Raw genomic sequence first — 13809 nt, forward strand, 5'->3', positions numbered from 1 at the left:
ACTTTTTCAGGGATAATTCGAGCTTAATTGTATTTTAAATACATTTCCTTGGACAGATGAAATTTAGATGATATTAAGTTCAAATAATTACGTTCTGCTAACTCACAAACAAAAAATAAGCTAAAATTCAAGCAGAGTAAGCATTTCCCGCTCATAAACTCCCCATGCTTGATAACCTGCAAACCCAAGTTTACCAACTAGAACAATTTGCCAACAGCCTCGTTTCTAACCAATTGACACACCTTAGCGTGGTGAGTGTTGGTATCATCTTTACTGCTGGCTTGCTTACCAGTCTTACACCCTGTATGCTTTCTATGCTGCCAATTACCATTGGTTACATCGGCGGTTATGAAGCTAAAAGCCGCCTCCAAGCAGCTGCCCAATCAACTTGGTTTGCTTTAGGATTAGCAACTACCTTGGCAGGGCTAGGTATTATAGCAGGTTTAGTAGGAAAAGTCTACGGTCAAGTGGGAATTGGTTTGCCGATTATCGTCAGCATTATCGCCATTCTCATGGGGCTGAACTTATTAGAAGCACTACCTCTGCAATTTCCATCCTTGGGCGAAACGAATTGGATTTCGCCAGATTTACCAGCCGGATTGCGTTCCTATTTGCTGGGGCTGACTTTCGGCTTAGTGGCATCCCCTTGTAGCACACCTGTTTTAGCTAGTTTGTTGAGTTGGATTGCCAATACACAAGACTTAATTTTAGGGGCTGTTTTGCTACTTTCTTACACAGCCGGTTATGTAGCGCCATTGATTTTGGCAGGTACTTTTACAGCTTCAATTAAAAAGTTACTAGAATTGCGTCGCTGGTCTGGTTGGATTAACCCAGTTAGTGGGGCGCTGTTGGTAGGATTCGGTGTATTTTCCTTAATTTCTCGAATTCCCCTTGGCAGTTTTTAATATCAATACCTTTGTTATATTTTACACATAATGACTTTAGAAGATTCGGCGTCCAAAGAATTAAAATGGTGGGCAGTACCTGGGCAGTTCTTACGGCAAGAGCTTTTGCCCGTACTGACTAATTTACGATTAGCGATCGCACTACTGCTATTGATTGCAATCTTTAGCTCTACCGGTACTGTAATTGAGCAAGGTCAATCACCCGCATTTTACCAAGCCAACTATCCAGAACATCCAGCTTTATTTGGTTTCTTAACTTGGAAGGTAATTCAGGTAGTTGGGTTAGACCATGTATATCGTACTTGGTGGTTTTTAGCATTACTCATTTTATTTGGCACTAGCTTAACTGCTTGTTCATTTACCCGACAGTTACCAGCCTTAAAAGCTGCCCAACGCTGGAAATATTACGACGAACCACGGCAATTTCAAAAGTTAGCTTTAAGTGCAGAACTAGATACTGGTTCCCTAGATTCCTTGAACCAGATATTACAAAAACACCGCTATAAAATTTATCAAGATCCAGAAAAAGAAAATCTCCTCTACGCCCGCAAAGGAATAGTCGGACGCATCGGCCCAATTATCGTTCATATTGGCATCGTCGCTATTCTGATAGGGGGAATTTGGGGGGCGATGACTGGTTTTTTGGCTCAGGAAATGGTTGCCAGTGGCGATACATTTCAAGTGACAAATATTGTCGATGCTGGCCCAATAGCCGCCCAAATCCCGAAAGATTGGTCTGTGCGAGTTAATCGTTTTTGGATTGACTACACACCATCTGGTGGCATTGATCAATTTTATTCGGATATGTCTGTCTTAAATAAGCAGGGAGAGGAAGTTGACCATAAGAAGATTTTTGTCAATGAGCCTCTGCGCTATCATGGCATCACTTTCTATCAAACTGATTGGGGAATTGCGGGTGTTCGCGTCCAATTTAACAACAGCCCGATTTTTCAGCTACCAATGGCGCAATTGAACACCAATGGACAAGGGCGCATTTGGGGAACATGGGTTCCTACGAAACCTGATTTGAGTGAGGGTGTCTCTTTGCTAGCCAAAGACTTGCAAGGGATGGTATTAATTTATGATGCTACTGGCAAACTCGTTGATACTGTCCGCGCTGGGATGTTCACCGAAATTAATGGCGTGAAGCTGAAAATTCTGGATGTCATTGGTAGCACTGGCTTACAAATTAAAGCCGATCCAGGTATACCAATTGTTTACTCAGGGTTTGGTTTACTAATGCTGGGTGTGGTGATGAGTTACTTTTCTCATTCACAAATATGGGCATTGCAAAAAGGCGATCGCTTGTATGTTGGTGGCAAAACTAATCGCGCCCAAGTTGCTTTTGAACAAGAGGTTTTGGAGATTTTAGATCGGCTGAGTTCACAGCCAAAAGGTGAGGAGAAAGAGGCGGCGATTGAAGTTTAAACGCAGAGGGGCGCAAAGGAAATCGCAGAGGAACGCAGAGGATTACTTTGCGTTCACCTCTGCGTATCTATGTGTTTCAAATTAATTACGCCCACACGGGTACAAATTGGGAAATTACTAGAGGTATTTATTAAACATTGGAACAAAAGATTTCTATGTCTGCTCAACTTCAATCCAAGGGACACATTTACCTTCTACCGTTAATCGCTATCTTGTTGAATATTGCTTCTTGCACTGCCAATAATCGAAACATCAACCGTGTTTCTCTTGTAGGTGCTGGGGCAAGTTTTCCTGCGCCTTTATACGAACGCTGGCTTTTAGATTACAACCAGCAAAATCCCAATGTGGAAATTAATTATCAAGCGATAGGAAGCAGTGCTGGAGTGCAACAACTCATCGAAGGTACTGTGGATTTTGCAGCTAGTGATGTAGGAATTACAAATGAACAAGCAGCTAAGATAAAACGGGGAGCGATCGCTTTACCCATAACTGCTGGTTCTATTGTGCTGGCTTACAACCTCGCGCCAGTCGCCCGCCAGTCATCTCAAGTCAATGTGCCAACTGGTTTAAACCTATCACGCCAAGTCTACGTAGATATCTTCCTCGGAAAAATTACAAATTGGAATCATCCCAGAATAGCCGCAGCTAATCCAGGGGTAAATTTGCCCGATTTACCGATTCAGGTAGTACACCGAACTGATGGTAGTGGGACTACAAGTGTATTGACACAACATCTAAGTGCGATAAGTCCAGAATGGAAAAGCAAAGTTGCAGCCGGTAAATCTGTAGCATGGCCAGTGGGAATTGGTGGAAAGGGTAACGAAGGTGTTACCGCCTTAATTCAACAGATTCCAGGAGCTATTGGCTATGTAGAATACGTCTACGCCAAACAAAATAAACTCCCTATGGCTGCTTTGGAAAATAAATTTGGTAATTATATTACACCGACACCAGAATCTGTAGCTCAAACCCTAGAGGCAGTGAAATTACCCGCCGATAACTTGATTGCTTTTATCACCGATCCTATAGGTGCCCAGTCTTATCCCATCGTTACTTACACCTGGCTTTTAACTTATCAGCAATATCCAAACCGAGTCAAAGCTCAAGCGCTGAAAAACTTTATTGATTGGGCTGTGATTGACGGGCAAAAATCCAGTTTGGAACTCGGATATATTCCTTTGTCTCAAAAAGTTGTGCTTCAAGTGCAATCTGCTGCAAAGAAGATTGGAGAATAACTACTTTTTAGTTTAGTGTAGGCTGACGGTGTTATTTGATAATAAATTATATCGTTTTTGCTTAATCAACCTGAGTAAAAAGTCCTGATTTTATGAAAAAAGCTTCATGTTCAAAACCTCGTCCGCAAGTGGCGCGAAAAAGTCTTTATATCTCAAGGTAGCTAAAAATCCCAACCCGCAAGTGGCGTGGCTTAATTAAATTACAAATTACGAATTACGAATTATTTTTATTCGCCTAGTGTCTCGTAGAGAGGACTAAAGTCCTCACTACAAGCCAAAATTTCCATTATGGGTGCTTATGATGACGCACTTCAACCACGGTATGTACATTACCGCGAGGCGTGAAATCTGCTTTCACAGTGGCTTCCAACGGATCGCAAGCAGCTACAAAATCATCCAAAATTTGATTGGCAGATTCTTCATGAGAAATGTAGCGATCGCGGTAACTGTTAATGTAAAGCTTAAGCGCCTTCAATTCCACTACCCGTTCATCAGGTATATATGTAACGTAAATTGTTGCAAAGTCAGGATAACCAGAAAACGGACATTTACAAGTAAATTCCGGCAAAGTAATGTTAATGTCATATCGCCTCCCCACACGTGGATTCGGAAAGGTAATTAGTTTACCTTCCGCAATGTCGCGTTCGCCATACTTCATTTCTTGGCTTGCTTGGGTTACACTTTCGGGTAATTTCTCAGTTGTCATTTGTTATTTGTCATTTGTCATTTGTCATTTGTCATTTGTCATTTGTCATTTGTCATTAGTTATTTTACTTATCTTTACGTCCTTTTAGTAATTTTATTCCTAACTCCTAACTCCTAACTCCTAACTCCCCACTCCTAACTCCCCATTCCCCACTCCCCCCTCCTAACTCAATACTCTTCCTTCTCCCAGTCTGGACAATTCTCATCTTCACAACCGTGGGGATGCATGGCACAAACTAACAAATTACCACTATAAACTTGACCGTGGTAGTGAGTACAACCTATACAGGCAGGATTTTTTTCGGCTGTGGGTTCAACTGAATAAGGAAAACCTGGATCTATATCTGTTACAATGTCTTCCAGCTCCCAGTAAGCTTCAAACATTGGTTCAGTCAAATCCTGTAAATACTGATCGACTTCAATGGCAATATTAGGGACTTGCTCGGTGAATTCTTCCGTTAGCTCAAAAAAAGCGTCTACCATTTCACTCATTCCCAGGAAGAAACGCTCTACTTCATCAGCCACTGTTTCGACGATCTCTACTAAATCTTTTTGCCACTGTTCCATAAACTTGACACCTTTGCAGGCTATAAACAGGACGCTTTGTGTTATCTGGCTTGCAGGACTAGAGTACACACTAAGCAATGTATCTTATCAAGTTTCTATCTGAAGTGCTATGTCAAACTGCCACTTCTTACTGATATTTCGATCAAACAATGCTTTTTATTGATCGCGTTGCAATCGTTTTAACTCGTTTTGCAGGTCTAGCACTTCCTGGCGTAATTTTTCCGTGTTCTCATCAGTTGATCCCTCTTTCACCGTTGGTTCTTCATCTTCCTCTAAAATTTCAATGCGCCGAGGTTCAGAAGGAGGTGTTTTTTCAGAGGTTTCACCAGATGCTTGGGGCTGTTGGGCTTGCTTCATCATCTCTTCAACGAAGCGGCGGGCTTCTTCTGTGTTCATTTCGCCCTTTGCCACCATTTCATCTGCCAGTTTTTGGACTTGCGATCGCACTTCGGCTAATTTTCCCCCTGCTTTCTCACCCGCGTAAGAAGCTAATCCAACACCGAGGTAAAAAGCTTTTTGAACAATATCTCCAAAACCAGCCATTGTCCCTGATCGCTCCTACAAATAGGGCGACCCGGAGACTACGCCTACCACAAGCCTCCCGTGTTGCTGCTACCTTCCGGTTCTGACAAGATTTGGGTGTTGCGATCGCATAGATCCAGGTCTTTTAAAAGCATAACATTAAAAGTCAGTAATGTGTGTGTTATTCCATAACAATCCGCCATTCATAAAGCTGATAGTTGACGCAGCCGTGTTTCACCAATGGGTCATCAGCTACAATCGCTTCTGCTTCCTCCTTTGAGGCTGCCTCAAACAGCAACATCCCGCCTCTTTGCTCTGCCCAATAGCCTGTTCGCGCTTTGTGTCCTTTAGCAATCAAGTCTTGAATGTAGGCTTTGTGGGCAGGTACATATTGGTCAAAGGTAGGTTTATCGACCTTGCCTTCTTCAATCTTTACAAACCACGGCATTTGCTTCTTAACTCCAGTTGCAACAGACATCCTGATTTATCTAGTCGGCATAGTGATTTCCCAAATTCCTTGATTTCCACCATATTCGATAACATAAATTTTATTGCCGATAATCGCAGCGTCAATGGGATTACTAAAACCTTCAACAATGCGGGTAGCGTTAAATTTATAGTTGGTATTTCCTACTTTAGTTAAGTTTAAATGCAGTAGGTCTTGGCCAGAATCTTTAAAAGGGCCTGCTAGTGTTTCGCCAGTGGGGTCGCCTGTTGTAAAACTCAGCATGAATCCATCTCTATTGAATTCTGGACTCAGTACTCCTTGTGTATCAAAAACTAAGCCCAAAGGAGAACGGTGTGATGTAAAACTGCTAAAAGGTTGCCCAAGAACACTGGCGTCTTTAACTTGCCCATCTACAGGATCACGGAAATTATCTGCGTCCGGCCCCAAATTAGGAATTGGTTCAATCAAGTTTTCAGTAGGTCGAGCAGGAAAGGTTGGATCGTTACGAAAGTAGCCCCTTTGGACGGCGTTAAATTTGGGGCTTAACAAAAGGTCTTTGGCAGGATCATAATTGGGAAATTGTTGTGGGTTGTCTGTCCCGCCAATCCGCCAGGGAAAGCCGTAATTACCACCTCGACGGAGCCAATTTAATTCTTCTGACATGTCGCGATCGGGGCCATTTTCTGTGCCAAATAAATCCCCATTGGGCGCAAAAGCCATATCGAAAGTATTACGTATTCCTTCTGCAAAAATATAGCCAGCTGCCTTTAAAGTTGCTCGATCGTTTGCAAGAAAAAGATTTTTGCCATTAGTAGGAAGACGGAGTATACAGGCGGTTAATCCTACTTCGCGAGTATCAGGATATAGCCCATTAACAGACTGAACCTCACCGTGATCGGTACGAGAACCGCTATTCACATAGATAAAGTTACCATCCGGGCTAACAACCACGCCGTTGAAGCGATGGTCATAGGCTGTTCTGCTTTTGGGATAGCCTGCACTCTTAGCTAAGATAGACCAGACGCGCTCTTCTGTACCCGACTTAATTTCACCTTTAACAATAATTCCTTTGGTCTGGTTATTCACAAGGTCTGCATTGCCAACCAAATAAATTGTGCCGTTAGGGCCAATGGCCATACCTTGAGTCTCACCTAGATTATGATTACTAGAGTCGTACACAGGTCTACTATTAGACAAGCCTAAATTAACTTGATAAATATCACCATTTTGTTTGAGGTAATAGAGGGTATTGTTTCGTGGATCTTTTACAATCCGAACAGAAGGAGAGACCGATATGGTATTCGTAATATTACGAATCTGAATATCAGGACGCAGGGCTTTAGGTTCAGCATTTACTCCAGTAGTGCCATAATTTAATAGAACTATTGTAAATAACAGCGTTTTAGCGGCAACAAAGTAGCTTTTGAGAGCGAACTTACCGATAAATCTGCGTTGCTTTTGGTTGGGTGATTTAATGCTATTCATTATTGTGTTCATAAAAGAGTCAGATGATTTTGTTGCTAAATCTTTTTGAGAAAGGAAACAATTTTAGAGATTCTGGGATGAAATGAGTAATGGGTACTAGTACCGCAAGGCGGAAGTCAAAAGTCACGCATAATTGTATTCCGAGCTTCTTGCACCATTTTAAATGGCATGTTTATTTCCGCGCCCGCTGTACTAGCTTATAAATCAATACAGTTCAGTTAAGCATTTTTTTCTTCTCTCTGTGTCGCGCCAGTTGCTTCTCCCAAGGGGAGACGCTGCGCGAACAAGTCGGGGAACCGCAAGGGCGCACTGGCTTCTCTGCGCCTCTGTGGTTCGTCGTTAAAAAAAATGACTTAGATAAATAATTTTAGCCTTAACCCAAGCGTATTGGCTTATAAATAGTCTTTTGTTAGGGAAGGGGGACACATAGCCGCGTCCCTTTAACTAACAGTAAAAGTATCCCTCAATCAGCCTTATAATGCAGTACTTCTTTAAGTTGACAACGTTCTTATGCCAAACTAACTTCTACCGTATAAGGAGCAGGGTTACTATCACTAGAGCCAGAGAAAGTTCCGCCATCTTGGGGGAAGAAAGCATATTTACTCACTGAAATTGAGTAGGTTCCAGCACCCAATGAAGCGGTGATTAATGACCCAAACTCAGGGCCACTATCGTCGTCACTTTGCAATAAAGTCCCAGCATTGTTAAACAGTCCGATAACTGTATCATCAGTTGTCGCCGTATTGATAGTGACAGTGCCTGGATTTGCTAGAGAAAATTTAAAAAAGTCGAAATCGGGATTGTCCCCCGGTTGAACTGTTACTAACTCACCTGAGTGATTAACGTCTGAGCCTGATGATAAAGAACCCAATACTTCAGCGCTGGCTAGTGTATTGTTTGTAGCTTGTCCAGCATTTTCCTGCTCAAAGAAAAGGAAATCGTCACTATCAAGTTTGAGGTTTACTACCCCCTGCACAATACCAATAATCTCATCTGGCTCTGCTCCAGGTTTGTCTAAAAATATTTGTGTATTTGCTCCAACAGATTGCAAGCGGTAGTTTAGTTGAGAGCCTTGGAGTTGTATTCGATCTTCACTAGGGTTGAAGTCAGTAATAGTAGCCAAGTCCCCAAAACCAGCATTCGTAGTGTTTTGATCGTCGTAGTAGACATTTATCGCGTCCCCAAGGACAAATCTATCTACCCCAACGCCCCCAGTTAAGGTATCAGTCTCCCCTAATCCAGGTGTAAGGGGACTGCCAGGGAAAACACCGATGAGGATGTCGTTTCCAGACCCCCCATTGAGTACGTCATTGCCGGGCCCGCCCTGTAGACTATCATTGCCTTCGTCACCATTGAGGGTATCATTGCCCAAATTACCATCTAGCGTGTCATCGCCTGCTCTCCCATTCAGAGTGTTGTTAGCAGTATTACCAAATACTATGTTATTAAGACTGTTACCTGTCCCATTGATGGCGCTACCTTCTCTGAGCCTTAGGTTCTCCAGATTGGCACCCAGTCGGTAGGGAACAGCAGACCGGACGGTATCTATGCCTGAATTTCTAGCCTCGGTAATTGTGTCGGTAGCGCTGTCAATGACGTAAGTATCGTCGCCTCCTCCCCCATCTAAAGTGTCAGTACCCAAGCCACCATCAAGTGTGTCATTGCCAAGTCCACCGATTAAACTGTCGTTTCCCGTCCCGCCAAATAGATTATCATTACCATCTACACCATTGAGGGTATCGTTCCCAGACAAACTATTGGCATTACCACCATTAGCCCAACCATATATCGTATCATCTCCCAAAGTCCCATTTCTGGTGTCAGGATCTGTAGTGCCGAAAATAACTGCCATATTATTTTTCCTGAATTTCTAACTAATGCCTAACTTCGGCCTCAGTCACAGAACTTTTTATAAGCTCAATGTAGATTACTTAAAACTGTAAGCTTAAATACCGATGCTTTTTTAACCTAATTAATACAAATATTACTTAGATAATATCAATTATTGATTTGGTTAGTTGATTACGCAAATGGTAAGTAATTGGGTCAAAATTTATTTTGATTGATTATTTTTCACTTAGCTGTAATTACTTAATTAACATTAAACAAAAGTTACGTCAACTTCTTTACCAAATCTTAAAAATGTAATCTTTTGGATTTCTAATACTGTTAAAAATGTTTATAAATTTTAATTAAGTCTTTTTTGAAACATACTGTTTTTTTAGAAAAAGTTGCGAGATTATTCAGATACATTCAATATTATTGTTAAGTTAGGTTTCAATATCGTTTTTATTTTGTAAAATCAATATTTTTCTATTAAAGAAATACATTCTAAGATACATAAGTTAAATTGATATATTATCAATAACGTTTTTGAGCTTAATAACACTTAAGCTTTACATAAATTTTATATGCTTCCTTTAAGTATTAAAGCTTATTCTGACAAGGAATGCCCCAAAACCCATCGTGCTAAATTCAAGCTTAATGAACCTAATTAACTCAGCAGTGCCGGATGTACACTGCGAACTAGTTTAAGCTCCAAAAAATGAATCTAAAGGTCAAAATTACTTTTTTTGTGAATTAATTAATGGTGTCTTGAAGCGTCAGGCATAATTGCCTCCTGAAGATTTACGCCGATGAGGTTAGCTCCTCTAATGTCGGCTCCTCTAAGGTTAGCTTCTCTGAGATTCGCGCCTGCTAAATTCGCGCCTCTGAGGTTAGTCCAACTCAAGTCAGCTTGACTCAAATCAGCTTCACTTAAGTTAGCCTGCAATAGGTAAGCACCACTGAGGTGAGCCTTGTTTAGATTAGCTTTGTACAGCTCAGTTTTGTAAAGATAAGCCCCCAATACTTCTGCCTCGTACAAACTTGCCTCGCTGAGGTCAGCTGCAATCAAGTTAGCTTCAATTAGGTTGGCAAAAGAGAGATTAGTCCGCATTAGCTTCGTTGCACCTAAATCGGCATCTCTCAAGTTAGCACCTCTTAAGTCGGTTCCAATTAGATTAGCATGAGCGATCGCAGCGCCTCTAAGATTCGTCTCACTCAAGTCTGCTCCAATTAAATTAGCATGACTCAAATCTGCCTGCGTAAGTATAGCACCACTCAAGTTAGCAACACTCAAGTTAGCATCACTCAAGTTAGCTTCAATGAGGAAGGCTTTGTAGAGGTTGGCACTACTCAGGTCAGCACCACTGAGGTTTGCTCGCACGAGTAAAGCATTACCCAAATCCACCTTACTCAAGTTTACCCCCTGGAGGTTTGCGCCCCTGAGATTATCTCCTTGCAGGTTTGCGGCGCTGAGGTCTGGTTCAATCTGAGGATTTTTCTTTCTCCACTCAATCCATGTAACTGCACCTGCTTTGAGTAAAGCTAGATGCTCTCGATTTGCCATTTTCTCTCCTTTACTCCTGACGCATACCCAGAGGATTTGCCCGACCTGCTACACTTTCAATTGCCGTTAATGCTCCTGCTGCACCTGCTAGAATATCTCTTTCATGTCCACCTAAGTAAAGCCGTCCAAAACTACCAACAGCTTGAACCTCAAGGATGTTAATCGATGCCGCTTTCTCAGCTTCATTCGCAGCTAGTGCAGCGTAAGCAGCAGGTTCCACTTCTAATACATACAGCGTTTGTCCTGCTAGTAATAGCTGTCCGCGTCGCGTGCGATTAATAAGTTGTGTTTGGTAAGCATCGATGTTGCGGATAATTTGGCTAGAAACAACACGCGGTTTGAGACATTCGTCTTTTCGGACTCCCAATGCAGCCAAAATCGCTTGACCAGCAGCTCGCGTTTCACCTTGGGAGCTAGAATGAACTTCTAATAGTCCGTACAGTCGTTCAACTACCTGTACTCCCGGACGGACAGAGGCAGCTTTGAGGGCTACATCCGTAATTTTATTAATTTCGATACCAGGAGAGATTTCAATCCACAGTGATGTATCCCCTGGTAATGGTAAGAAGCCTTGAGCTACTGTTCCCATATATGCTGCATGTTGAGGTTGCAGGCTGTCGAGAAATACGAAACTGCGTAATTCTATTCCCAAGATTTTGCTCTCCAGTCATAAGGGTAAAAATTATCTATTGCAAGATATGAACGCCTAACTTGGGGCATTTTTGCCACAAGTGAAGGATGGAAAAACACAAAGTAGATAAATTTTGCTGTCGATAAATCTTACGCCTCAGAAGTATTCTGGCAGTTAAAACCGCCTTGATAATTGTACAAGCTTTACTACACTCCCTCTCCTTAGTAAGGAGAGGGGCAGGCTTTACGTAGTAAAACCAGGGTGAGGTATCTCAAAAGCTGCGCGATAAATCTTAAATGGCCTCACTAAAGACTTGTATGTACACCGTAGCCTTTTAGGAGAGAGGCTTTGAGGCTTACTCCCCAACGCTACAAGGCTTGGGGCTGTTCTTGTTAGGTCTGTATTCCATGCAATTGAGAACGGCTATATGTTATACCAATTTGAAAAAAGAATGCGACAGATGGGTAGGGGCACAACAATGTTGTGCCCTTACAAATAATTGATGTGTCGCAAACATTATTTGAATTGGTATTATACCAATTCACAAAAATCCTGATACATATAGATTTCTCGTAGGGGCAAGGCGCAATGCCCATAGGTGTCAACTTAACGTGAAACCCAAGCATATTGCGTTATACCAAGTCCACTCAATTACTAATTATGCCCTCGCAACCCCACCCCGCTTTTGTCTAGTGACAAAATCTCCCCTCCCCGTTCACGGGGAGGGGATTAAGGGGAGCCAGTGCTGTCTTGGGGTTCACCTGCGTGGAGCCGGATAGCGTGTGGGGTAAAACGCCTGTGGGATAAGCGTTTGAGCTTAATTTTACACATATGGGCATTGCGCCTTGCCCCAAAAGAGCGTATTTGTATCATTATTAAAGTGAAATGGTATTACTAAGGCAAGCATCTCAGTTTGGCAAAAAAATCTTTTCAAGAATCCGAAAAGCAGCAACTTCGGTTTGGAGATGTCTAGTATACACCTACCACAATGAGATGCACTCATTACTAAGTTATGGTAAATGCAAATTTAAAACTGAAATTTAAACCCGTTTCTCACAGTTGGGTTGCTCTGCATCCACAGCCTAAAGGAGTAATTCAATTTATTGCCGGGGCTTTCTTTGGTACATTTGGCCCCATGATTTTTTATCGCTATCTGCTTCAATGCCTATATGAGCAAGGATATACGATTATTCTTCTGCCCTTTAATTTCACTTTTAATCATTATGTAGAAGCTGGTTTTCTGATGAGAGAGCAGTATGAAATTCTGCCAGAGCTTGTGAGGATGGCAAGTGTTGCAGGATATGCTTATGAAGCCTATCTAGATGATAAAAACTTTTCTTGGATTGGACATAGCCTTGGCTGTAAATATATCTCCTTGTTAGAAGGATTTACTGCTTTGCCTCCAGAGCCTCAAGATAGGGAAAAGTTTATTCGTAATCTGCTATCTTATACTTCGGATGAGTCACAGATAAAAAGTGTTATTGCAGACATTAATATTCTTTTTGAAGAACTTAAACGAAAAATTGTAGAAGATCGAAAACTAATTTACAGTTACGTCGGTCGGGAAATCAAAATTAACAGTCTTTTCATTAAAGGGCAGGTTTCTGTGCTATTAGCACCTGCTATTGCTGAGACAGGGAGCGCAATTCGTCCTCAATTTTTAGCAGATATCATTGATAATCTTGGTTGGGGTGTGAAACCAACCGTTGAAGAAACCCGTAACTTAATCAAGGATAGTGGGCTATTTAATATCATGGGTTTAGTTTGTTTTCAGTCTGATAATATTGCTAAATTAACCTGTGAGTGGTTTACTAATGTTCTGAAAAAACCGCCTCAAGAATTTATGAAATCTTTAGAGGGCGGACATTTAAAACCTTTAGGTATTCAACTAGGTAAGTATGTGATTAATCTTTTTAATCAACCTTTTCTTGAATCAGTTAAAGAGCGAAATAAAGGTTTTGAACATCATGTAATTCAATTACTTGAGGAACTGAAAGAGGAATAAATATAAAAGTTACTGAAAGTTTCAAAATCATTAAGTTAATAATATAGCAGTTCTTAGTTTATTGGGGTAGAAGAACCCCACCCCCAACCCCCTCCCCGCTCTTCGAGAGGGGGCTATGATGTACTTTGATTATAAAAAATTATATCAGGTTTGCATAAGTAGTTATGCTAACTATAGCTAATAAACCCACCCTGCCCTTGCAGTTTTCCAAGCTGAATTCTTAACGGCAGTTTCCCCTGATGCTTTTATTCTATTTTGCTCAAGTCGATTTCAATAAGCAAAAAGGCATATTGCTTTCTCAAAATGCTTGATTGCTTTCTCATTTCGGTATATCGCGCATTCATTTCGGTAGATTCAGCAAGCAAAAAGGCATATTGCTTTCTCAAAATGCTTGATTGCTTTCTCATTTCGGTATATCGCGCATTCATTTCGGTAGATTCAGCAAGCAAAAAGGCATATTGCTTTCTCAAAATGCTTGATTGCTTTT

At 41.6% G+C, this 13809-nt stretch carries 13 protein-coding genes and 1 other RNA gene; 4 read left to right on the forward strand and 10 right to left on the reverse strand.

The genetic code is table 11. The features are described 5' to 3' along the window. Positions 1-164 precede the first annotated feature (164 nt). From LC586_RS01450 to pstS, 3 genes are all read left to right on the forward strand, one after another. A complete protein-coding gene (locus tag LC586_RS01450; protein ID WP_229482610.1) occupies positions 165-905 on the forward strand; it encodes a cytochrome c biogenesis protein CcdA in 741 nt (246 codons plus the stop codon). Between the two features lie 30 nt (positions 906-935). Then, the gene (locus LC586_RS01455) at positions 936-2333 is read left to right on the forward strand and encodes a cytochrome c biogenesis protein (protein WP_229482611.1); all 1398 of its coding nucleotides are present in this window, start codon (positions 936-938) and stop codon (positions 2331-2333) included. A gap of 155 nt (positions 2334-2488) precedes the next feature. Then, positions 2489-3568: a phosphate ABC transporter substrate-binding protein PstS gene (pstS, locus tag LC586_RS01460; RefSeq protein ID WP_229482612.1), complete on the forward strand. Its 1080-nt coding sequence runs from the start codon at positions 2489-2491 to the stop codon at positions 3566-3568. Between the two features lie 286 nt (positions 3569-3854). Here pstS and queF read toward each other — a convergent pair whose 3' ends face one another. From queF to ccmP, 9 genes are all read right to left on the reverse strand, one after another. Continuing rightward, on the reverse strand, positions 3855-4274 hold the full coding sequence (queF, locus tag LC586_RS01465) for a preQ(1) synthase (RefSeq protein WP_229482613.1): 420 nt from the start codon (positions 4272-4274) through the stop codon (positions 3855-3857). A gap of 167 nt (positions 4275-4441) precedes the next feature. Continuing rightward, a complete protein-coding gene (locus LC586_RS01470) occupies positions 4442-4840 on the reverse strand; it encodes a hypothetical protein (protein WP_229482614.1) in 399 nt (132 codons plus the stop codon). Between the two features lie 156 nt (positions 4841-4996). Further along, complete coding sequence (locus LC586_RS01475) at positions 4997-5383, reverse strand: phasin family protein (RefSeq protein WP_229482615.1); 387 nt, start codon at positions 5381-5383, stop codon at positions 4997-4999. Between the two features lie 25 nt (positions 5384-5408). Beyond that, positions 5409-5505: signal recognition particle sRNA small type (gene ffs / locus LC586_RS01480), an RNA gene on the reverse strand. 38 nt (positions 5506-5543) lie between these two features. After that, positions 5544-5810, reverse strand: a complete 267-nt coding sequence (locus tag LC586_RS01485) for a YciI family protein (RefSeq protein WP_012412163.1) — start codon at positions 5808-5810, stop codon at positions 5544-5546. 36 nt (positions 5811-5846) lie between these two features. Then, positions 5847-7295 carry a PQQ-dependent sugar dehydrogenase gene (locus tag LC586_RS01490; protein WP_229482616.1) on the reverse strand — a complete coding sequence of 483 codons (1449 nt, stop codon included), beginning with the start codon at positions 7293-7295 and terminating at the stop codon, positions 5847-5849. Positions 7296-7803: 508 nt separating this feature from the next. Further along, positions 7804-9147: a DVUA0089 family protein gene (locus LC586_RS01495; protein WP_267921636.1), complete on the reverse strand. Its 1344-nt coding sequence runs from the start codon at positions 9145-9147 to the stop codon at positions 7804-7806. 732 nt (positions 9148-9879) lie between these two features. Further along, entirely contained in the window at positions 9880-10686 is an 807-nt protein-coding gene (locus LC586_RS01500) for a pentapeptide repeat-containing protein (RefSeq protein ID WP_229482617.1), read from the reverse strand. Between the two features lie 10 nt (positions 10687-10696). Beyond that, positions 10697-11338: a beta-carboxysome protein CcmP gene (gene ccmP / locus LC586_RS01505; RefSeq protein ID WP_100900887.1), complete on the reverse strand. Its 642-nt coding sequence runs from the start codon at positions 11336-11338 to the stop codon at positions 10697-10699. A gap of 991 nt (positions 11339-12329) precedes the next feature. Here ccmP and LC586_RS01510 point away from each other — a divergent pair. Continuing rightward, the gene (locus LC586_RS01510; RefSeq protein WP_229482618.1) at positions 12330-13322 is read left to right on the forward strand and encodes a DUF1350 family protein; all 993 of its coding nucleotides are present in this window, start codon (positions 12330-12332) and stop codon (positions 13320-13322) included. Between the two features lie 245 nt (positions 13323-13567). Here the strand turns inward: LC586_RS01510 and LC586_RS01515 are convergent. Further along, positions 13568-13809: hypothetical protein (locus LC586_RS01515; protein WP_306423220.1), on the reverse strand; the 242-nt coding region annotated here is incomplete at its 5' end.

This window comes from Nostoc favosum CHAB5714, from assembly GCF_020829495.1.
GTDB lineage: Bacteria > Cyanobacteriota > Cyanobacteriia > Cyanobacteriales > Nostocaceae > Nostoc > Nostoc favosum.

Excerpts from the sequence above, each read along its gene's own strand:
- LC586_RS01450 (WP_229482610.1), top strand. The coding sequence starts at position 165 with ATGCTTGATAACCTGCAAACCCAAGTTTACCAACTAGAACAATTTGCC.
- LC586_RS01455 (WP_229482611.1), top strand. The coding sequence starts at position 936 with ATGACTTTAGAAGATTCGGCGTCCAAAGAATTAAAATGGTGGGCAGTA.
- pstS (WP_229482612.1), top strand. The coding sequence starts at position 2,489 with ATGTCTGCTCAACTTCAATCCAAGGGACACATTTACCTTCTACCGTTA.
- queF (WP_229482613.1), bottom strand. The coding sequence starts at position 4,274 with ATGACAACTGAGAAATTACCCGAAAGTGTAACCCAAGCAAGCCAAGAA.
- LC586_RS01470 (WP_229482614.1), bottom strand. The coding sequence starts at position 4,840 with ATGGAACAGTGGCAAAAAGATTTAGTAGAGATCGTCGAAACAGTGGCT.
- LC586_RS01475 (WP_229482615.1), bottom strand. The coding sequence starts at position 5,383 with ATGGCTGGTTTTGGAGATATTGTTCAAAAAGCTTTTTACCTCGGTGTT.
- LC586_RS01485 (WP_012412163.1), bottom strand. The coding sequence starts at position 5,810 with ATGCCGTGGTTTGTAAAGATTGAAGAAGGCAAGGTCGATAAACCTACC.
- LC586_RS01490 (WP_229482616.1), bottom strand. The coding sequence starts at position 7,295 with ATGAATAGCATTAAATCACCCAACCAAAAGCAACGCAGATTTATCGGT.
- LC586_RS01495 (WP_267921636.1), bottom strand. The coding sequence starts at position 9,147 with ATGGCAGTTATTTTCGGCACTACAGATCCTGACACCAGAAATGGGACT.
- LC586_RS01500 (WP_229482617.1), bottom strand. The coding sequence starts at position 10,686 with ATGGCAAATCGAGAGCATCTAGCTTTACTCAAAGCAGGTGCAGTTACA.
- LC586_RS01510 (WP_229482618.1), top strand. The coding sequence starts at position 12,330 with ATGGTAAATGCAAATTTAAAACTGAAATTTAAACCCGTTTCTCACAGT.